Origin of the sequence: Vibrio sp. 5S239, assembly GCF_041439575.1 — a bacterium.
GTDB lineage: Bacteria > Pseudomonadota > Gammaproteobacteria > Enterobacterales > Vibrionaceae > Vibrio > Vibrio kanaloae.
On sequence record NZ_JBGOOM010000001.1, the window covers coordinates 186,910 to 208,950 of the forward strand.

The following is a 22,041-nucleotide window of genomic DNA, read 5'->3' on the forward strand; positions in this document are numbered from 1 at the left end:
CCATATCAATAACTTACCTTGTTGGCATTGTGCTTGCTATCTAGCTTTTGTTGTTAACAAAAATATAACGTGAATAACTCTACATGGAGAGTAACAATGAAATACAACAAGTTAGTTAAAACTTTAGCGATCGCAATGGCCTCTATTGGCCTTATCGGCAACGCTTCAGCACAAGAAGAGCGCAGCTACATTTTAGCGACTGCCTCAACGGGTGGGACTTACTATCCGGTTGGTGTGGCCTTAGCAACTTTGAGTAAAGTTAAGCTTGCGCCTAAGCAGCACTTTTCTTTGGCGGCTATCAGCTCTGCTGGATCCGGTGAGAACGTAAAGTTGTTAAATGAGAACGAAGCTCAGTTTGCCATTTTACAAGGTTTGTATGGCGCGTGGGCGTGGCAAGGGCTTGGTCCATATGAGAAGTCAGGCAGTCAAAAGCAACTGCGTTCAGTCTCTATGCTATGGCAAAATGTTGAGCATTTCATTGTTCGTTCTGATCTGACAGAAACGGGCACCATGACTGATTTGAAGAACTTGAATGGTAAAAAGTTTTCTATTGGTAAGAAAAACTCAGGAACAGAGAATTCAGGTCGTCAAATTATGCGAGGCCTTTCCATAGACCCAGAACAATTTAAACTCGCCTTTATGGGTTATGGTGGCAGTGCGAGCGCATTACAAAATGGCACTATTGATGGCATGAATACGCCAGCTGGTGTACCAGTCGGGGCGGTTACTCAAGCATTTGCGGCCTTAGGTGAAGACATTCAAATCTTGTCGTTTACCGATGCGCAAATCAAACAAGCGAACGGCGATTACAATATCTGGACAAAATATGAGATCCCAGCAAACACTTATCCAGGTGTCGATCAGCCGATTACCACTATCGCACAACCTAACTTTCTAGCGGTTCGTGAAGACATCTCTGAAGAGGATGTTTATCAGCTCACCAAAGCTATCTATGAAAACCTACCTTTCTTACAAGGTATCCACAAAGCAACCAAAGCAATGGCACTTGAGAAAGGGATCGCAGGCCTTCCTGTTCCGCTTCACCCAGGCGCTGCACGTTACTACCAAGAAGTGGGCATCGAGATCCCTTCTGAGTTGATCGTCAACTAGCTTACCTGTTGTCAGGTAACTATTGGCTTATGAGCCATTGGTTTATGAACTATTGCTCTATGAACTAACGGTTTGCCATCAACTACCCCCTTCGTGACTTAATTGCTGGTGCACGTTCGCTCAAGAATGTGTTCGTGCGCCTCTTCACTTTATGGATATTCTCTTCGTGTTTGCTGCGGAGAGCAGGAGTTTTCTATGAGCGATTCGCTGCAGCAGGAACTGAAAAAATTTGAACTGCCGACCCGAACGGATTTCCCGTGGGTAGGCAAAGCGATAACGACAATGGGAGTGATACTCTCGCTGTTACACATTTGGTTTAATACCTTATCGACCTTGCCAGAGCTTTGGATCTCAGCGACTCACTTCGCGGGTTTTGCGATCATTTGTGCACTTTGGTATCCGGCTCATATCTCGCTTAAAAAGAGCAAAATAGCTTTAGCGGTCGATATCGGAATCGCTTTAGCGGCTCTGGCTTGCCTTATCTATATTCCCTTTGCCGAAGATGCGCTTTATGAGCGAGGCGTGAAGTTTATCGCCAGTGATTGGTTCTTCTCTATCTTGGCGATTGCGATTGTTATTGAGCTGATTCGCCGTACTATGGGCTGGTTTATTCCGGTGCTTATCTTGGTGTGTTTGAGCTATGTGGTGCTTTGGGGGCAATGGACCAGCGGCATCTTCCACTTCCCGGGGTTGAGCCTTGAGACTCTACTTTATCGAAGCTTTTATTCTTCGGAAGGGATGTTCGGCTCTATCTCAAGAATCAGTTGGACCTTCGTGTTCATGTTCATCCTATTTGGCGCATTCTTAGTGCGATCGGGTGTCGGTGATTACATCATTGATGTGTCTCGCGCGGCGGCGGGCAAAGTGATTGGTGGCCCCGGTTTCATTGCGGTGATTGGCTCTGGCTTGATGGGCTCGGTGTCGGGCTCTAGCGTGGCAAATACGGTATCCACTGGCGTAATCAGCATTCCCCTGATGCAAAAAGCAGGCTTCCCTTCGCGTTTTGCAGCAGGGGTTGAAGCCGCGGCATCGACGGGCGGGCAGTTGATGCCACCAGTGATGGGGGCGGGCGCGTTTATCATGGCGTCTTACACGCAAATCCCTTATGTCGATATCATTGCGGTTTCCTTCTTACCTGCGCTTATCTACTTTTTGTCTGTGGCTTTTTTCGTGCGTATTGAAGCGAAGCGTAGTGGTGTACAGAAGGTGGTTTCAGGGTGTGAACCGTTGTTGAAGGTGCTACTTTCAGGATGGCACAACCTGATCCCACTAGCGGTGTTGGTAACCTTGTTGGTGAAAGGCTTTACGCCGACTTACGCGGCGGGTATCTCTATCCTGTCTGTAGTCGTGGCTTCATGGTTCTCTAAAAATCATAAAATGGGTCCAAAAGCGATCATTGAAGCGCTTTCTCAAGGCGCGAAAAACATGGCGACGACGGCAGTATTGTTGGTGGGTATTGGTCTCGTTATCAACGTGATCAGCACCACCGGAATTGGTAACACTTTCTCGTTGATGATCAACAGTTGGGCGAATGGCGACTTGCTCATCATGATTGCTTTGATCGCACTCGCTTCTTTGATTCTGGGTATGGGCTTACCAGTAACGGCGGCTTATATCGTGCTGGGCACTTTGTCGGCTCCGGCTTTATATAAACTGATTGCTGAAAGCCAGTTGCTTGACCTGTTGGTATCGGGCCAGTTACCTGAACAGGCGAAAGCCATCTTTATGTTGGCGGCACCAGACAAGTTAGATTTATTGAATGCACCAATGGCACTTGAAACAGCAAAAGAGATGATTGCTTTAGTGCCTGCTGATTTTGTGGAAACGCTGCTTGAGCAAAGCCTCGGCCTAGAAGCGATTAGCCTTGCACTGCTTTCTGCACACTTGATCATCTTCTGGCTATCGCAAGACAGCAACGTGACACCGCCAGTTTGTTTGACTGCATTTGCGGCAGCGACTATCGCTAAAACACCACCAATGAGAACAGGTTTAATGGCTTGGAAGATCGCCAAAGGTTTATACCTAGTACCGTTGCTGATTGCCTACACTAATTTAGTGAGCTGGGATATTGTCTCGGTACTGGTAACGGGTGGTTTTGCTATTGTTGGCACTTACGCGTTTATCGCGGCAATTGAGGGTTACCTAGAAAGTGAAATCAATGTGATGACTCGAGTCGTGTTAGTAGTGCTTGGCGTGGCCTTGGTGTGGCCTGATGTTTCAGTCGCAATTCGCTTAGTGTGTGTTGCTTTGTTTGTCGGTATTTTTATTCACAGTGGTCGCAAATACGATGCTAACAAAGTGAAAAGAGAATCGAAAAACGAGGAAGAAACTAAACCTCAAACCGAGTCTAGAACGGTCGCTTCTTCCCTATAATTAAAAGGATTGAATGTAGGAATATTATGAATTCAATATACGACTATATTATTGTTGGTGGCGGCATTGTTGGTGTATCGACCGCGTGGCAATTGCAACAAGCTCACCCCGATAAAAGTATTCTTTTAGTGGAAAAAGAGCGTGGCTTCGCGCAGCATCAAACTGGCCATAATAGTGGGGTGATTCATGCTGGCGTTTACTACGCTCCGGGCAGTTTAAAGGCGGATTTTTGTAAGCGTGGCGTCGAGCGCACCATCGCCTTTTGTGGCCAACACGATATTCCTGTCGAAAACTGCGGTAAGTTGTTGGTTGCAACCAATGAGCAGGAAGTAGAGCGAATGAACGCGCTCTATCAGCGTTGTCAGGACAACGATATTGATGTCGATCTCTTGGATCAAGCGCAGCTAAAACTTGCTGAGCCGAACATCACGGGCTTGGGCGCGATTTATGTCAAAACCACCAGTATTGTGGATTATAAAAAAGTGACTGAAGTGATGGCTCAAGAATTTGTTGAAGCGGGTGGCAAGCTCAGCCTTGGCACTGAAGTGGTCATGGCGGATGAACAAGCAGATGAGGTCCAGTTAACTTGCAAAGTAGATGGTCAGACTCTCCAACTCAATAGCCGGTTCTTGATCACGTGCTCAGGTTTGATGGCTGACAGAATGACCAGCATGCTAGGCATTGAAACTGACTTCCAGATTGTCCCATATCGAGGTGAGTACTATCAGTTGGACGCGAAACACAACCAAGTGGTGAATCATCTAATTTATCCTATTCCAGACCCTGAACTGCCTTTCTTGGGTGTGCACTTAACACGTATGATTGATGGCTCCGTAACAGTAGGGCCAAATGCAGTTCAAGGCTGGAAGAGAGAAGGTTATGGCAAGCTTAACTTTAGCTTTAAGGACACTTGTCAGATGCTGAGCTTTGCGGGCTTTTGGAAAGTGACTGCGAATAATCTAAAAACCGGTTTGGTCGAGTTTAAAAACTCGTGGTGGAAGCCGGGTTATCTAAAGTTAGTGAACAAATATTGCCCGAGCATTACGGTTGATGATTTTAAGCCTTACCCTGCGGGGATTCGTGCTCAAGCGGTGCTCAAAGATGGCACCTTAGTTCATGATTTTCTGTTTGCCGAAAGCCCAAGAAGTTTGCATGTGTGCAATGCGCCATCGCCAGCCGCGACCTCTGCAATGCCGATTGGTGAATATATTTGCACCAAGGTGATGAAAAAGACGGCTTGATGATAACGGAAGATCATTGATCGAACTTTTTCCGCAGACAATAAAAAATCCGCGAGCTCAATTCTATTTAGGATCGAACTCGTGGATTTTTTTAACTTTGTCCATTTAACCTAAAGGATATTTCTACCTAACAAACATGTCTGATGCTCGGTGGAACTCGTATGAGTGATGGTTTACAAGGCTCATAGCGACTGAGGAACAAAGTTGGCGACGATAGATACATCGTTAAAGTTACGGTAACCGCGCACCATGATGTTGAATTCACCCGCAGGTTTATTCAATACACACTGTTCGTTACTGCCATTTGTGTATGGACGACAATCGTAGCTAGCTTTCGAAACCACACCGTTGTGTTTGACGTATAGGTCGGCATCACCACTGCGAGGTCCGGTCATTGTTACGGTTAACTGACCGGCATCTTGAGTCGTAAAGGTGAAGAATTGCTCTTCACCATATCCCGCCGTAAGGCCTTCAACAGGGACACCATTTTGCATCTCTTTAGGGCCTGAAACTGGCGAGTCAAGGCTGGTTTCAACGAGGTAAGCAATCGCCAGTTTGGCGAATTTTGTCGCGTGTGTTGCCGTAGGGTCGGAGTTATTGAGTGTATCGTGTTCCGTATGGATGTTCGGGTTGTAATCGTTGAACATGCTCTCAAACGGCATTGCTGCTGGATAGCCAACATTGTGCCATGAGGCGTGGTCAGAACAGGCGTAGCCACAATCATCAAAGCCGTAGCTGATCTCACTGGCGTAAGTATCGATAAGTTCACTCAAATAGGCGGTGAGATTGCTGTCGGTATAATCCGTAATGAAGGTGATATCGTGCGCTGAACCGTTGTAGTTAGTCATGTCTAATTGCAGTACCGAGACAACGTTTGCTTGCTCATCTCTTAAAGCGTTAGCGACATCTTGTGAGCCGCGCAGCCCCACTTCTTCTGCCGCATAGCCATAGAATTTGATGGTTTTATCGGGCTGAATCCCACTGGCAACCATAAGGCGCAGCGACTCTGTCACGGTAGCGATACCTGAAGCATCGTCATCCGCGCCCGGGGAGATGGTGCCTTCACTTGTCCAAGAACCGACTGTGGAATCAAGGTGCCCGCCAACAACGACGATCTCTTCTGGGTATTTAGCACCAAGTAGCGTCACTTCAACCGATTTTTGCGGGTATTCAGCGTGTGTGATTTGGCGCGCGGACGCATAGGGCACATCTTTAATTTCCGCTTCCCAACGCTCTAAAAGCCAATCTGAAGCAGCAACACCAGTAGAAGTCGTATAAAAACGGTTGGTGAAAGTGGTCAGATTTTCTATGGTTGTGACCATGTTATTGGGTTCAACCTGAGCGAGTAAGTCGTTCACGGTATCTTGGTGGCTGATCACTGGCTTTTCGAACGTGCTCATCGTCAGTGGCATAGCTGCCGCTTTGAGTGCACTTGCTTGGTCTTCATGCACCATGTAACCACCACAGCGGTGGGTTTCTTCGTGCATATGGCTAGAGAGTTTAGCCAGTTGTTTCTCGTTTATTTTAGCCACAATGGAGTTCTTGTTCGCAACCAGCCCTGAATAAACTGTTGCGCCGTGTTGAGTCACAAGGTGCTGGGCATCAGCATCGGTTGTGATCCAAACTTCTGAGCCCTCTGGTGGTGTAATGCCGAGTGATGCGTAAGCCGAGACACTCCCGAATATAGCGAATGCCAGGATGCTTTTTTTGATAGCCATTTGTTGTCCTTTTTATGGTTAATATCGTTGTTCTGATTGGTATCGTGTCTATGTACCGCCGTTTGTCTAGCGTTGTCTTTCTGATGCTGCTATTGGATATTTTCACTATCCAAATAGAGAAACAGGGCCCCTTTAGGAGCCCTGAATTTATTATCGATTATTGTGCTTTAATGAAACGGTAGTGCTTGGTTTCTGAACAAATATCGCTTGAGGTACACACTTGGTACTCCACATCAATCGTACCGTTGTGACGGAACTTGTCGACGTATGAGTTGTAGTCTGTCGCACCAACATTTTTGCCATTACGTTTAATCACAAAGTAGTCGTTGGTGTCGTAATCCCATGTCAGCTTAACGCGAGCTTTGCCGTTCGGATTTTTGTTACCAAACTTTAGCTTTAGTGGGAAGGCATCGTTTGAACTGCTTTCAATGTTGATGGATTTGCTGGTAGACGTAGTGACGCCAGCATCGTCTGTCACGGAAAGTGTTACCACATAATCGCCAGCTGCTGCGTAAGTATGACGAGTCATTTCACCATTCAGTATGTTGCCATCGCCTAGGTTCCATTGATAAGAGACTATTTGTCCGTCGCTGTCCGAACTTGTACTGCGTAGCTCTACTTCTTTACCAACAATGGTGTGTTCGAATGAAGAGGTTGGCGGTACGTTAGCATTGCTTGCTTCGTATGATGCTTTTAGGTTTGCATCTGCATAATCTGAGTAACCCAGAACGTTAATGGTATAGCGACCTGCTACTGGGCTTTCAATGACACAGACTTCATCGGTCACGGTTTCACTCTTACAGATATTCTCTTGAGAGCTTGGTGCATAGTCCAGGCCGACATACATATCTGGGTCACCAGTAGAGACAGCCAGATCAATCGTCAGTTTGTCTTGGCCTTCTGGTACTTCGATATCGAAGTAAGTTTTCGAACCTGTTTCGCCAGTCACGGTTTGAGCTTGGCCATTGGTTAGATTTTGATATTCCGGTTCTGGCGGCAATGGTGGCTCGCCACATGGGCTGACACCGACTAGGTTGAACGCAGCAACAACGTCATCGGCACTGTAGCCAAGGTCGGTTGCTGAGTTCTTCACGCCACAAGCACCTTGCCAGAAGTCACTGTTTTCTGACCAGTAGATCTGGTTGGCTAGCACGAACAATTCAAACGCTTTCTTCGTGTCCCAACCTTGTGTGGTTGCTAGGTGGTAGAATGCTTTGTTGAACACACCAGAGCTGTAGTGCACGTTCAAGCCATCGTAGTATTCGGAGGCGTTGTTGATTGATGAGCCATCGCGTGATGGATCGTCCATGTAACGCAAAGCTCCTTCTTCTTTAAAGATATCACGGCCGACCATCCAGTCATTGGTGCCTTTCATGTAGTATTCAGCGGCTTCACCAGCCATATCAGAGAAAGCCTCGTTCATACCACCAGATTGATTTGCATAGACTAAGCCTGAGTTTTGTTCCGTGAAGCCATGGCTCACTTCGTGCGCTGATACATCTAAGCTGACAAGCGGGTAAAAGAAGCTTTCACCATCACCAAAGGTCATTGCCTTGCCGTCCCAAAATGCATTCTCGTAGTTTTCACCGTAGTGAACACGCATCATGAGCTTGAAGGAGAGTGGTGCTGTGTCGAACCAGTTTTTGTACATGTCGAACACGATGTTGCCGAAGTAGTGTGCATCGTTGAGTGGTGAGAATGCACCATTTACGGCTTTGTGTTCGTTACGAGGGCATTCATAGCGGTAGGTGGTGTCGCCATCGGTAGCACCATTTAGGTCAACGGTGACAACATTTTCTGACTCCATCACACACTCTGTGCCATTTTCCAACACATCTAGGTAGTGGTAATCAGTACCGTATTCGTACATGCCTGTTTTTTCGTTACCACCGGGGCCAGTGCCAACCTGTGCGTGAGCAATACCTTCCCAGCGGTCAATAACTTCGCCCGTATGTGCGTCTAACATGGTGAATGGTCGAGTAGGGTGCTCGCTGCCTTCGACAAGGTAAGAGACAACGTACACTAGGCGTGTTTTATCCGCCCCTTGTGTGCCAATGCCTTGTTTACCGGATCTTTGGGTGGATGCGCCCTGATAAATAAACAGCTCATGTTGGACATTGTCTAGAGATTGGCTGGTTAAGCCTTGAGTCTTGAGGTCTTTACTCGCAAGATCAACGGCTTGAGAGCTATTGATAGAGGGTTTCACAAACGATCGTTCTAGGGTTGTTGTTTTAAGGTAGAGGCCTTGAACCGACTTAAGCGCCCCACCTTTCACACTTTGGGTCGCATTTAGGTAATGCCCCCACACTGGTGTGCCCCAAATGTTCTGTTGAATCTTAACTTTGTAGGTACCACGCTTTTTGAGGCTAACTTCTTTTACCATTTTGAAGTTAGAGGCGTTACTGACACCTAACTGGGCGTTCAACCCTGAGAAGTTGGTAAAGTTGATCGGTTGATCGATTTTAACGGATTCATTTGCATGAACTGATAAAGACATAGCACTGGCTATAGCAACGGCAACTAAACGCTTTCTTATTTTCATTGTTATTTTCTCTTTCTATATAAATTCAAAGAAAAAGTAACAAAACTAATACAATGTATTTACATCATTCGATCTGATTATTTAGTAGCATGGCAGTGATCTCTTTTATTCATGAAATTTATATTTATCGTATTTACAGATAGTTATTGTTTCTGTTTATTTTTGAACGCACCCGTGTCTTTTATTTATACAATCATGATACTTTTATTAAGTGTTAATTTTCATTGATAATTAAGATCTTAGTGCAAATTGATCTGTGCCTCAATTAATGGGGTTTGGGTTGATAGAAGGATCAACGATTTCAAAGTGTGATTTTTAGCGGAAGGTTATTCAGCGAATTTACAGGCCATTTTGATAAGAAATTGAAGATTCTTAGGCTTATTTCTCGAGTTATTAGTGACGAGAAGCTGGGGGGAATTAACTACTTACTTGGCACAGAGCACAAAATCTGCTGGATGAAAAAAGCCAGCGACGGGTCACTGGCTTAAATTAACTTGGTTTGTACAGGCTACTGATTAAAGGTACGTAACTAGACGCTTAACCATGGTTTGTAACTAAAGTGAATTACTGCTTTTTACCGCCGACTTGAACGTAGTCGATACCGATAATACGGTTGATGATACCTAGCACAGAGCTTGTATCAGAGTTTGTTGAGCGAATAGTATCAACCGTTGCACCTTCAGGTACCAATTCCATTGCACGATCTTGTGTGTTACCTGGAACTTGGAAACCAACAATGTTGAAGCTTTCAGCGTGCGCTGTGTAAACTTCTTCGCTGTGGTTGATACCTGAACAACCTGCCAAAGAAACAATACCTAAAACAACTAATAACTTTTTCATAAAAATACCTTAAGAATGATTGGAATCTAGATGGCAAGCCACAAAGGCGGTGTCATGATTATCTAGACTCAATAAGTTCATAGGGAGACAGGATCTCCCGGCCGATGTTGAACATTATTCCAGAGGTGTTTTGTAGTTACTGTATGGGTTTGTCAGCTGAATCATTACATAGCTGAATGGTTATGGTGAATACCGCCCCCTTTAAGGTTTGGCTCTGACCCACTTCCACGGTAGCGCTGTGCTGAGCACAGATCTTCTCGACGATAGAAAGCCCTAAACCATGGCCACTCTTGGCTTTATTACGCGCTTTGTCGCCAACGTAAAAGGGTTCGAACAGGCGAGCTTGATGTTCTTGAGCCACACCATCACCGTCATCGTGTACCGCAATCTGTAGTTGTTCTTGATGCTCGCTTGCTTCAATTGACACTTGCGAACGTGCGAATTTCATAGCGTTACGTACAAGGTTATCTAGTGCTCGGTTGAGTAGCGTTTCATCCGCCATTATCAATTGAGCTTGTTCAGGCAGTGATAGGTCTATATTGAGATCTGTCTCTTTGTTCCAACGAATTATCGCGTGACCGAGAAAGTCTCGTATCTCTAATGGTTGTTGTAAGTTTTCTAGGTCAGTGCTATCGAGTTTGGCGTAATACAATAGTTCATCGACCATCTTTTCCATCTCTTCCGTGTCTTCGACAATACTCTCAATCGTGCTCTCTTGCTCTGCGTTTAGCTGAGTGTCTTTCAACATTTCTGCTTGCCACTGAATACGGAATATTGGCGTGCGCAGTTCATGAGCGACAGCATTAGTGAGTGAGCGATTACTTTCTACTAAGCGATGAATTCGGTCGGCCATTAGGTTGAAGGATTTGTTCAGTGAACCAATCGCAATACCACTTGAAGTCTCGGCTCGTGTCGAGAGATCACCTTCGGCAAAACGCAGAGTGGCAGCCTCAAGCTTTTTAACTCGGCGGAAAATAATAAATAGATGACATAAGCCATATAAGATAAAGCTCGCTAAAAAGAATAACCAAATGAGGTCATCTTCTAGTTCGATTTTTTGCCGAACGAATGCTTCATTGTCAGGTAGGTAATGATAGGTATTGTCACTGCTTGCTAAGCGAAACCAAAGATCACGCTCATCATCGTGAAAGATAAAGGTATTTGGGTTGGTCGAGAAGAACTCTGAAACGGGGCTAGGTATTTCATCGTCTGGGCTGAATGTAACCAATTTATTTCGTGTGGTTTCTACAAACTGGTTTATCGCTTGATGAGCAGCTTCAAGGCCTTGATTCTTAGCGATATTCTCGATCAATTGCTGGTGGGCAGCCGCTTCGTAATCTTCCAGTACGTATTCGTAGTCGGTATTGAGCTGATAGACGCTAATCTCGTAGGCGACAATGCCGCTCATGAAGCAAACTAACAGCCCTATTAAGGACTCCAAAAAGATACGTCGCATAATCGCTCTCTTTTATTACGCTCGTAGTGAGCGAGGTTAACGCCAGGCGGTCGAAACAAATAAATAACCTTTCCCGCGAATGGTCTGAATTTTCTCTGCTGGAGTGTGGTCGTCGCCAAGAATCTTTCTTAGGCGCACTATTTTATTATCAATCGTTCGATCGATTCCGTCGTACTCAATACCACGCAGCGTTTGTGTCAAATAGTCACGTGATAGCGGAGTATCAGGGTTGCTCGCTAATAGCCACAATAGGTCAAACTCGCTGTCAGTGAGCGATAAAACGGCACCTGAAAGTTCACACTTCTTATAGGTGTTTTTCAGAACCAGTTGATCAAACTGAAGGTTGTCTGAGTCATCGACTGAAGCCGTATTGGTGTCTTGGCGGCGTAATAGCGAACGAACTCTGGCCAGTAGAACTCTTGGTTTGATTGGCTTGGTGACATAGTCATCAGCCCCTGTCTCTAAACCAGCAACGTGATCAAAGTCGTCATCGCTAGCGGTGAGCATCAAGATTTTACCTTTATAGTGCGTACGCGTCTGTCGGCAGATTGTAAGTCCATCAGTTACAGGAAGCATCAAATCCAACAACACGATATCAGGCTGTTCGGCAAGGATGGTCTGCGCGGCGTCACTGCCATCATCTAGTGTGGAGACTTCAAAGTCCTGCGTAACAAAGTAATCCTTTAGCATTCGCTGAAGTTTCAAATCGTCTTCTACGATGATCATTTTAGGTTTTGTCATTCCATTCTCAGCCTTATCGTGTGTTTAACTTATTGAGATTTTTTGAACGGGTTTGATTTTATGGTGAGCTATTGTTGCATATTGAATTCAAATGCTTCGCGAACAATATCTGACGTAAATGATTAAACACTTTCTACGGTAGTTCAATGCTGATTTTGAATTAGTGATCAAAATAAAAAACAATGTTCATAAAGCGTACTTATTCCATTACATTTGTCCGGCCGATAGTCACAGTATTAATCAATAGAGTTTACTTTTTTATACAGGAGTGAATAACGGTATGCACTACTATCGAAATGCATTACTGACATTACCGTTACCTTTAATTTTCAGCGTTAGAATCTGCTTTTAAGACGATCTGCCTAATTTTTACATAATATTAGTTTGATTGAATTTTGTACTTTTTAAGTGAAAACATTCGACCAATAACCATCACACCTCAAATCTTTAATTAATTTAATTAGGGGTCTAAATGATATTTAAGTGATTGTTTATATTTAATTTATTTATGTATTGGTGGTTCTCTGTTATGGGTTTGTTTCAAATAATCATTTGAACCCTAACTAAATTTCTGTCATTTTATATTTAACTAAACGTTCAATAAAAAATAAAAGGACTAAAAAATGCCGAAGGTTGGGATGCCTGATATACGTAAACCACAGCTCGTACAAGCCACGATGACCGTGATTGATCGAGTGGGTTTACATGCCGCAAGTATTGCTTTGATCAGTAAGGAAGCGGGAGTTTCAACGGGCATCATTAATCACTATTTTGGTGGAAAGCATGGTCTGCTTGAAGAGACTATGCGTGAAATTCTTCGCCAATTATCCAACACCATTACCACGGCATTAAAAGCACTCCCTGTTGATGCTCACCAGCAGAGGATTAATGCAATCATTGAAGGTAACTTCGAAGGCTACCAAGCCGAAAACAAGGTCGCAAAAACGTGGTTGGCATTTTGGTCATATTCGATGCATGACCAACAATTGAAAAGACTTCAGCGCGTGAATGAAAGACGTTTACTTTCGCATTTACGCCTTGAGTTGAAAGGTATTCTTAATCATGAACAGGCGGAGCTCGTTGCTCACGGTATTGCTTCTTTGATTGATGGTTTATGGCTGAGAGGCACGTTAAACCCTGAAGGTATCGATGCCCAAAAGGCACGCGCTATTATCAATGACTACCTTGATAAGCAATTGACGTTTTACTCGTGTCACTCGAATAAAACCTAGTCATAGCATTCGAATTACAAACACTCACATATAGACCTGTAGAGTCTAAAACAATAATTAAGTCAGAATCTCAAATGGAAATGAACTCATTATATATCGATGGCGAAGCAGTTAAAGCAACGTCTGGTGAAACCTTTGATAGTATTAATCCGGCAAACGGTGAATCTATCGCAACTTTGGGCCAAGCATCTTCAGCGGATGTGGATAGTGCTATCGAATCGGCAAAACGTGGATTTGCGGTATGGTCAGCAATGTCAGCCGTTGAACGCAGCCGTATTCTTTTAAAAGCTGTAGAGATACTTAGAGCTCGAAATGATGAGCTTGCTAGCCTTGAGGTTGTTGATACGGGCAAACCGTTGCAAGAAGCAATTGAAGTGGATGTGGCGTCTGGCGCGGATGTTATTGAATATTTCGCAGGCCTTGCTCCTACTCTTCAAGGCGACCAACAACCGCTTAGTGAATCTCAATTCTTCTACACACGCCGTGAACCGTTAGGTATCTGTGCAGGTATCGGTGCGTGGAACTATCCAATTCAAATCGCAATGTGGAAATCAGCACCGGCACTCGCGGCGGGCAACGCCATGATTTTCAAGCCTTCAGAAGAAACGCCGCTAACGGCACTTAAGCTCGCTGAAATTTTTACCGAAGCGGGGCTTCCTGAAGGTGTGTTTAACGTGGTTCAGGGAGATTATCGCGTTGGCCAGATGCTGACCGCACACCCAGACATCGCAAAAGTGTCATTCACCGGTGAAATTGGTACAGGTAAAGCCGTGATGGGCGATAGCGCCAAAACGCTTAAATCGGTCACTATGGAGCTTGGTGGCAAATCACCAATGATTGTGTTTGATGACGCGAAATTGGATGATGCGGTCTCCGCTTCCATGGTCGCAAACTTCTACACCCAAGGCGAAGTATGTACTAATGGCACTCGTGTTTATGTACACGAAAACATCTATAACGCATTTATTGATCAACTTAAAACACGCACTGAAAAGCTGATCATTGGTGACCCAATGAAGATGGATACTCAGATTGGCGCGTTGATTTCTAAAGAACATCTTGCAAAAGTTCTTGAAGCGATTGAGCTAGCTAAACAGTCTGGTGCAACCCTGTTAACTGGTGGTTATCAAGTGACAGACAACGGCCTAGCGAACGGCAACTTTGTTACTCCAACCGTGTTTGTGGATTGCGAAGACAGCATGCCACATGTCCAACAAGAGATCTTTGGTCCAGTGATGTCGGTAATGAAGTTTACTGACGAAGACGACGTTATTCGCCGTGCTAATGACACTAAATATGGCCTTGCTGCTGGCGTATTCACGCAAAACCTTTCTCGTGCTCACCGAATTATTCATCAAATGCAAGCCGGTATTTGCTGGGTTAACACATGGGGTGACTCACCTGCAGAAATGCCTGTCGGTGGCTACAAGCTTTCAGGTATTGGTCGTGAAAATGGACCAGAAACTCTACTTCACTACACGCAAACCAAGAGCATTCTTATTGAGCTCGGCGATTTCGCTAGCCCATATGCCTAACGCGTAACACTCAACTCAACGGAGAAACAAAATGGAACAACGCTACGATTATATTATCGTCGGCGCGGGTTCGGCCGGCTGTGTGTTAGCGGAGAGACTAACAGAGAGCGGTGAACATAGCGTTTTATTATTGGAAGCTGGTGGTACGGATAAGAGCATTTTTATCCAAATGCCAACTGCGCTTTCTTATCCAATGAATACTGAAAAGTATGCGTGGCAATTTGAAACAGAGCAAGAGCCGGGCCTTGATGGACGTGAACTGCATTGTCCACGTGGCAAAGTATTAGGCGGTAGCTCATCAATTAACGGTATGGTTTATGTTCGTGGCCATGCATGCGATTTTGATCAATGGGAAGAAGAGGGTGCTGCGGGTTGGAACTACCAAGCCTGTCTGCCTTATTTCCGCCGTGCTGAATCATGGAGCAAAGGTGGTGACGAATACCGTGGCGACAATGGGCCAGTAGGCACTTGTAACGGCAACGATATGGAGCTTAATCCGCTTTATCAAGCATTTATTGATGCAGGTAAAGACGCCGGTTACCCAGAAACACAAGACTATAACGGCTACCAGCAAGAAGGCTTCGGTACTATGCACATGACAGTAGACAAGGGTGTTAGAGCCTCAACCTCTAACGCTTATCTGCGCCGTGCATTGAAGCGATCAAACCTTACCTTGAAAAAAGGTATCGTGGCTCGTCGTTTCTTGCTTGAGTCACAAGACACACAGGGTCAATCGGGTCTGAAAGCTGTTGGTGTTGAATTCGAAAAGTCAGGCAATACCCAAGTGGCTGTGGCGAACAAAGAAGTGATCTCGTCTGCGGGCTCTATTGGTTCTGTTCAACTGCTGCAGCTTTCTGGTATCGGCCCGAAATCCGTGCTTGAAAAGGCAGGCGTTGAACTGAAACACGAGTTGAACGGCGTGGGTGAAAACCTGCAAGACCACTTAGAAGTGTACTTCCAATATCACTGCAACGAGCCTATTACTCTCAACAGCAAGCTTGGTTTAGTGAGCAAGGGCATGATTGGCGCAGAGTGGATTCTGACTCGTAAAGGTTTGGGGGCTACTAATCATTTTGAATCATGCGCGTTCATTCGTTCACGCAAAGGATTGAAGTGGCCGAATATTCAATACCACTTCCTACCAGCAGCAATGCGTTACGACGGGCAAGCGGCCTTTGATGGTCATGGCTTCCAAGTACACGTTGGTCCTAACAAGCCAGAAAGCCGCGGTACGGTGGCGATCACTTCTGCTGATCCACATGCCAAGCCAGAGATCATTTTCAACTACATCTCGACCGAACAAGACCGCCAAGATTGGCGCGATTGTATTCGTCTGACGCGTGAGATTCTGTCTCAACCTGCGATGGATCTTTACCGAGGTGAAGAGATTCAGCCTGGTCTCAATATTACTTCCGATGAAGCGATTGATGAATGGGTTAAGCAGAACGTGGAAAGCGCCTACCACCCTTCATGTGGCTGCAAAATGGGTTCAGATAACGACCCAATGGCGGTGCTTGATGAAGAGTGTCGAGTCCGCGGCATCGACAACTTACGTGTGGTTGATTCATCAGTTTTCCCAACCATTCCAAATGGCAACTTAAACGCACCAACCATTATGGTGGCTGAGCGTGCTTCTGATTTGATTCTGGGCAAGCCTGCACTTAAAGAACAAGACGTTCCTGTGTGGATTGCACCTGAATGGGAAGAGAAACAAAGAATAAGTAAACCAGTAAGAGAGGCGTAAGTCTCTGTTACTGAATAAAAATAAGAAAACCAGTAATAACAAAAATTAGTAAAAAGTTAGTAGAACTTCCCTTATTTGTATGAGTTAGGGCAGTAAAAGGAAAGATAAAAAAGGAATCATTATGACGACTCAACGTAAACAAACCGCGACAAATAAGCCTTTAGCAAGCAATGCGTTAAAAACGAAGGCGCTCGCAACATTAGCCATCAGTTCATTTGCATTTGGTGCTAACGCTTCTATTGAACCACAGCAATGTGAAAACGTGCGCTTCGCTGATGTGGGTTGGACAGACATTACCGCAACAACTGCTGTTACTTCTGAACTATTAAAAGGCCTTGGTTACAAAACCAAAACCGACCTACTTTCAGTACCGGTAACTTACTCTTCAATGGCCAACGGCGATATTGATATCTTTTTAGGTAACTGGATGCCAACTATGGAAGGCGATATTGCTAAGTACCGTGAAGCGGGCACTGTAGAAACCATTCGTGCCAACCTTGAAGGCGCTAAATACACACTAGCCGTACCAAAATATGTGTACGACTCTGGTGTGAAAAGTTTCACCGATCTCGCAAAGCATGCCGACAAGTTTAAAGACCGTATCTACGGCATTGAACCGGGCAACGATGGTAACCGTTTAATCCAATCAATGATTGATTCTGATGCATTTGGTTTAAAAGATTTTAGCTTAGTGGAATCAAGCGAAGCAGGCATGGTATCTCAAGTATCACGCGCCGCACGCCGTAGCCAATGGATTGTTTACCTTGGTTGGGCACCTCACCCAATGAACAGCAATGTTGAAATGGAATACCTATCAGGTGGTGATGAATTCTTTGGTCCTAACTACGGCGGCGCAAATGTTTACACCAATGTTCGTTCAAACTACCTGTCTGAGTGCGCAAACGTCGGTCAACTTCTACAGAACCTAGAGTTTACTTTAGAGATGGAAAACCAGTTGATGGAAGAAATCCTTAACCAAAACGTTAAGCCTGAAAAAGCGGCTCAACAATGGCTAAATAGCAACCCACAGCAAGTGGAAGCTTGGTTAGATAACGTAAAAACACATAAAGGTGAATCAGCAACTCAAGCCGTTACTGACTACCTAAAGCAGGTAAAAGCTTAGTTCTCTACCCAGTTACATAAATAACAAAGGTGAGCTTCGGCTCACCAATAATCAAAGGCAATATTGTGAATTTTATTACGGAAAACAAAATCCCTGTCGGACAATGGATGGAAACTGGTGTTGACTGGTTAACAATTAACGCAGCAGGTTTTTTTGATGCTATTTCTATCTTTTTGGAAACCGTTATTCTTTTTTTAGTTGATGTATTTAAATGGATGCCACCTGCGCTGCCAATCGTGATAACGGCGGCAATCGCATGGTATTTACACCGTAAACTGTCGTTGGTGATCTTTGTCGTCGCAGCGCTTCTCACTATCCTCAACCTTGGCTATTGGCAAGAAATGCTGGAAACCTTTGTTCTCGTCTTTGCGGCGACAACGATTTCCGTATTAATTGGTGTGCCAGTTGGCATCATGGCAGCTCATCGTCCTTGGCTCTATACGCTGCTACGTCCAGTACTTGATTTAATGCAGACAGTCCCAACGTTTGTGTACTTGATTCCGACCTTAGTGCTATTTGGTTTAGGCATCGTTCCTGGCTTAATCTCGACGATCATTTTCGCGATAGCATCGCCGATTCGTTTGACCTATTTGGGGGTCACAAAAGTACCAGAAGAATTGATTGAAGCAGGTAAAGCTTTTGGTGCTAGCCGCATGAAGTTGCTACTCAAAGTTGAATTGCCGGCGGCTTTACCCAGCATCATGGCGGGTATCACACAGTGCATTATGTTATCGCTTTCAATGGTAGTTATTGCGGCACTGGTAGGGGCTGATGGCCTTGGCAAGCCAGTCGTTCGAGCTCTAAACACAGTCAACATTTCACAAGGCTTTGAAGCCGGATTAGCGATTGTTTTAGTAGCAATTATTCTTGATCGCTTGTGCAAAACACCCAACCAGAAGGAAGCTTAATTATGTCTCTAGTAAACAAAGATGTGCTTGAAGCAAGTAAAGCTATGGATGCTATTACTATTAAGAATCTCGACGTTGTGTTTGGTGACAAAGCTAATCAAGCGCTTGAACTGCTCGACCAAGGCAAAACTCGCCAAGAGATCATCGATGAAGCGGGCCAAGTGGTGGGTGTCGATAATGTTTCACTGACCGTTAAAGAAGGCGAAATCTGCGTACTCATGGGTTTGTCTGGCTCGGGTAAATCTTCACTGCTTCGCGCTGTTAACGGTTTGAATGAAATTAGCCGTGGTTCATTGGCAATCAAAGATGGCGATAAGCTGGTTGATTTAGGCAAACAGTGCGACGAAGCGACATTGCGCCACCTACGTACACACCGTGTTTCTATGGTGTTCCAAAAATTTGCTTTAATGCCGTGGCTAACTGTATTAGATAATGTCGCGTTTGGCCTTGAAATGCAGGGTGTCGCTAAAGATGTTCGTCGTGCTAAAGCGCGTGAGCAACTGGAGATGGTTGGCTTATCAGAGTGGGAAACAAAATTCCCTCATGAGCTTTCTGGTGGTATGCAGCAACGTGTGGGTTTAGCACGTGCTTTTGCGATGGATACTGACATTCTATTGATGGATGAACCCTTTTCTGCGCTTGATCCTTTGATTCGTGCGCAACTCCAAGATGAACTGATAGTGCTACAAAATAAGCTTAACAAAACGATTTTGTTTGTGAGTCATGACCTTGATGAAGCGCTGAAGATTGGTAATAACATCGCTATCATGGAATCAGGAAAATTGATTCAACACGGCAAACCTGAAGAAATCGTGTTAACGCCAAAAACGGAATATGTGAAGGACTTTGTTGCCCACACTAACCCGTTGAACGTATTGAAAGGTCGTTCACTTATGCAGCCTCTTGATTCACTGAGGCAAGATAATGAGAGTTGGAAGATTTGTGATTCAAAAGATTTATGGATAGAACAGACTGAAGGCTCATTATCGGTAAAAGGTGAGCCAACTTTGGCGCTTGTTGAGTGGAATGAATCTGACGATCTAACCGCGATTAGCGCGTCGAGTGTTGTAGTGGCGAGCCCTGAAATTGGAATGCGTGATGCAATTAAATTGAAACAGATAAGTAACAACCCAATTTTGTTGGTTGAAAACAATCAATTGGTTGGTATTTTGGATAACAGTGAGTTTTACAACGCGCTAATAGGGAATTTTCAACTCAACAGTGCCGCTTAATGGTTTGAGCTGAGTTAACTCGTTTTCTAACGGATAAAATAGGTAGTGAGGTCGCGAGATCTCGTTACCTATTTGACTAAACCGTCTTTTTATTTACTTACAACTTCTCGCCTTTTCTTACCCTGTTCGTCTCTTTAAGGCCAAATATCGGCACTTGTTAAACAAAAATGTTGGTCTGCGTAAATTCAGAGGCATAGAAAAGATTGAGAATACTATGAACATAAGTACAATGCGGAAAAAATCAATGAATTAATTTATCAATTTACAGTGTAATTCGAACGTGCCCGACTTAATCACTCAGGACATCTAATCACTTCGACGCTGTAAAGCCACTCACAATATATTAGTACAAAGGTCTGCATCTTGGACAAACATGACGAAATCCTGGTCGCTATTCGACAAATTATTCGCGCTATCGATTTACACTCGAAAAAGCTGAGTAAAGAGTATGGTATGACTGGCCCTCAATTAATCTTAATGAGAGCAATCCAAGAAATGGGTAATGTGACAATCAAAGAATTGTCTAATCAGACCAATGTAAGCCAAGCGACGACGACGACGATCATCGACCGTCTAGAGTTAAATGGTTATGTACAACGAGTGCGCAGTTCGTCGGACCGCCGCAAAGTACACGCGAACTTGACTGAAAAAGGGCAAGAGTTGCTTAATAACGCACCCCCACCACTGCAAGATAACTTTGTTAAAAAGTTCCAAAATTTAGAACCGTGGGAGCAAAGCTTACTGCTTTCTTCAATGCAGCGAGTATCATCAATGATGAACGCAGAAGACATCGACGCCGCTCCAGTACTTCAGCTTGAAGGCATTGCAAACGTAGCTAAGAGCTAACGTTATTTGTAAATTATTCATTTAGAACAACAACTTAAACATTCATTAAATGGTCGCACTAAGCGGCCATTTTTGATTTTTGCCTCCCTACTCCTCAGATTTTACTGGTACAAATCACCTTTTAGTTGTGGTCTGTCGATACAAATTGGGCCTGAGAAAGACCGATTATCAGCGAGTGTATCTGTATAGGGTATTGCATCAAGTTCATACTGACATATGATGATTATCTCCTCGTTGTGTCTCATCTTATATGCTCCTTCTAAGCGACAAAACTTTTTTCAAGATAAGCACATCCTATAAATCGAAAATAACAATCTTAAAGGGCTTGTTTGGTGTCTTAAAATGGCTAAATTAGGGTGTTTTAAGTTGCTGTTTTTGTTGGTTTTTAATTTGGTGTTTTCTTAAGATCGCAATGGTAGTCTTAGCTTAATTTCTTTAGGGGGCTAAATGGACACCAATAACAGCACTTATCATCACCACAGTTTTGCTCAGCAAGACTTATCAGAGCTTACATTTACAGCCTGTACGTTTATCCGTTGTGATTTCAGACGTTCGAACTTACGTGACGCAACGTTTATTAACTGTAAGTTTATTGAACAAGGCGATATTGAGGGATGCCACTTTGATATTGCCGACTTACGAGACGCAAGCTTCCAGAATTGTCAGTTGGCGATGGCGAATTTCAGTAACGCGAATTGCTATGGTATTGAGCTACGTGAATGCGACTTGAAAGGGGCGAACTTTACTCGTGCGAATTTTGCCAACCAGGTGAGCAATCGCATGTATTTTTGCTCGGCATACATCACGGGTTGCAACCTGTCTTACGCTAATTTTGAACAGGCTTGTTTAGAGAAGTGCGAATTGTTTGAGAACCGTTGGATAGGTACTTACCTTGGCGGCGCGTCACTGAAAGAGTCTGATCTCAGCCGGGGTGTGTTCTCGGAAGACGTATGGGGGCAATTCAGTATGCAAGGGGCGAATTTGTGCCATGCGGAACTAGAAGGATTAGATCCTCGCAAGGTCGATACATCTGGAATTAAAATTGTCGCTTGGCAGCAAGAGCAACTGCTTGAAAGCATGGGTATTGTTGTAATGCCTGACTGATTTTTTTCATTCGGTTGTAATCAACCACAGTCGCTAGAAGAAAAGCCCAAAGCTAATAACTTTGGGCTTTTCCGTATCTGGAGTTTCGTCTGGCTTTCTATACAGGTCGTTTGCATGTCGCGAGGCTGGATGAGTTAGCAGCTTGTTATGTCGTAAAATTTCAGCTGAATGGTGTTTAGATTTCATACGCGATCTTTGTCACTGATTTTAGCGTGTTACATTCCTTGCTTTACGAATATAAACATAACCATTATCACAATTAACTGATGGTCAACCGTCTAACCTGAACTCATGTC

16 protein-coding genes are annotated in these 22,041 nt (G+C 44.5%); 11 read left to right on the forward strand and 5 right to left on the reverse strand.

What is annotated here, in order from left to right; translation table 11 throughout:
* Window positions 1–96 precede the first annotated feature (96 nt).
* From ACED48_RS00830 to lhgO, 3 genes are all read left to right on the forward strand, one after another.
* Window positions 97–1,110, forward strand: coding sequence for a TAXI family TRAP transporter solute-binding subunit (locus ACED48_RS00830; RefSeq protein ID WP_017057743.1), 1,014 nt, complete (start codon window positions 97–99; stop codon window positions 1,108–1,110).
* Between the two features lie 195 nt (window positions 1,111–1,305).
* Window positions 1,306–3,483 carry a TRAP transporter permease gene (locus ACED48_RS00835; protein ID WP_017057744.1) on the forward strand — a complete coding sequence of 726 codons (2,178 nt, stop codon included), beginning with the start codon at window positions 1,306–1,308 and terminating at the stop codon, window positions 3,481–3,483.
* Window positions 3,484–3,509: 26 nt separating this feature from the next.
* Window positions 3,510–4,724, forward strand: coding sequence for an L-2-hydroxyglutarate oxidase (gene lhgO / locus ACED48_RS00840; RefSeq protein ID WP_017057745.1), 1,215 nt, complete (start codon window positions 3,510–3,512; stop codon window positions 4,722–4,724).
* Between the two features lie 182 nt (window positions 4,725–4,906).
* On the opposite strand, the gene ACED48_RS00845 is transcribed toward lhgO, so the two are convergent.
* From ACED48_RS00845 to ACED48_RS00865, 5 genes are all read right to left on the reverse strand, one after another.
* Window positions 4,907–6,442 carry a M28 family metallopeptidase gene (locus ACED48_RS00845; protein ID WP_017057746.1) on the reverse strand — a complete coding sequence of 512 codons (1,536 nt, stop codon included), beginning with the start codon at window positions 6,440–6,442 and terminating at the stop codon, window positions 4,907–4,909.
* Between the two features lie 157 nt (window positions 6,443–6,599).
* Window positions 6,600–8,984, reverse strand: coding sequence for a M4 family metallopeptidase (locus tag ACED48_RS00850; protein ID WP_017057747.1), 2,385 nt, complete (start codon window positions 8,982–8,984; stop codon window positions 6,600–6,602).
* A 564-nt stretch (window positions 8,985–9,548) separates the two neighbouring features.
* Entirely contained in the window at window positions 9,549–9,824 is a 276-nt protein-coding gene (locus ACED48_RS00855) for a hypothetical protein (RefSeq protein WP_017057749.1), read from the reverse strand.
* 136 nt (window positions 9,825–9,960) lie between these two features.
* Entirely contained in the window at window positions 9,961–11,280 is a 1,320-nt protein-coding gene (locus ACED48_RS00860) for a cell wall metabolism sensor histidine kinase WalK (RefSeq protein ID WP_029627172.1), read from the reverse strand.
* Between the two features lie 36 nt (window positions 11,281–11,316).
* Window positions 11,317–12,021, reverse strand: a complete 705-nt coding sequence (locus tag ACED48_RS00865) for a response regulator (RefSeq protein WP_017057751.1) — start codon at window positions 12,019–12,021, stop codon at window positions 11,317–11,319.
* A gap of 623 nt (window positions 12,022–12,644) precedes the next feature.
* Between ACED48_RS00865 and betI the strand changes: the two genes are divergently transcribed.
* The 8 genes from betI (at window position 12,645) to ACED48_RS00905 (ending at window position 21,745) form a co-directional block, all read left to right on the forward strand.
* Window positions 12,645–13,253 carry a transcriptional regulator BetI gene (gene betI, locus ACED48_RS00870; RefSeq protein ID WP_017057752.1) on the forward strand — a complete coding sequence of 203 codons (609 nt, stop codon included), beginning with the start codon at window positions 12,645–12,647 and terminating at the stop codon, window positions 13,251–13,253.
* Between the two features lie 74 nt (window positions 13,254–13,327).
* The gene (betB, locus tag ACED48_RS00875; protein ID WP_017057753.1) at window positions 13,328–14,788 is read left to right on the forward strand and encodes a betaine-aldehyde dehydrogenase; all 1,461 of its coding nucleotides are present in this window, start codon (window positions 13,328–13,330) and stop codon (window positions 14,786–14,788) included.
* 31 nt (window positions 14,789–14,819) lie between these two features.
* Window positions 14,820–16,532, forward strand: coding sequence for a choline dehydrogenase (betA, locus tag ACED48_RS00880; RefSeq protein ID WP_017057754.1), 1,713 nt, complete (start codon window positions 14,820–14,822; stop codon window positions 16,530–16,532).
* 121 nt (window positions 16,533–16,653) lie between these two features.
* Window positions 16,654–17,655: a choline ABC transporter substrate-binding protein gene (locus tag ACED48_RS00885; protein WP_017057755.1), complete on the forward strand. Its 1,002-nt coding sequence runs from the start codon at window positions 16,654–16,656 to the stop codon at window positions 17,653–17,655.
* 65 nt (window positions 17,656–17,720) lie between these two features.
* A complete protein-coding gene (gene choW / locus ACED48_RS00890; protein WP_029627173.1) occupies window positions 17,721–18,563 on the forward strand; it encodes a choline ABC transporter permease subunit in 843 nt (280 codons plus the stop codon).
* Window positions 18,564–18,565: 2 nt separating this feature from the next.
* A complete protein-coding gene (gene choV / locus ACED48_RS00895; protein WP_017057757.1) occupies window positions 18,566–19,795 on the forward strand; it encodes a choline ABC transporter ATP-binding protein in 1,230 nt (409 codons plus the stop codon).
* Between the two features lie 363 nt (window positions 19,796–20,158).
* The gene (locus ACED48_RS00900; protein WP_017057758.1) at window positions 20,159–20,641 is read left to right on the forward strand and encodes a MarR family winged helix-turn-helix transcriptional regulator; all 483 of its coding nucleotides are present in this window, start codon (window positions 20,159–20,161) and stop codon (window positions 20,639–20,641) included.
* Between the two features lie 447 nt (window positions 20,642–21,088).
* Complete coding sequence (locus ACED48_RS00905) at window positions 21,089–21,745, forward strand: QnrS family quinolone resistance pentapeptide repeat protein (RefSeq protein WP_017057760.1); 657 nt, start codon at window positions 21,089–21,091, stop codon at window positions 21,743–21,745.
* The last annotated feature ends 296 nt before the right edge of the window (window positions 21,746–22,041 follow it).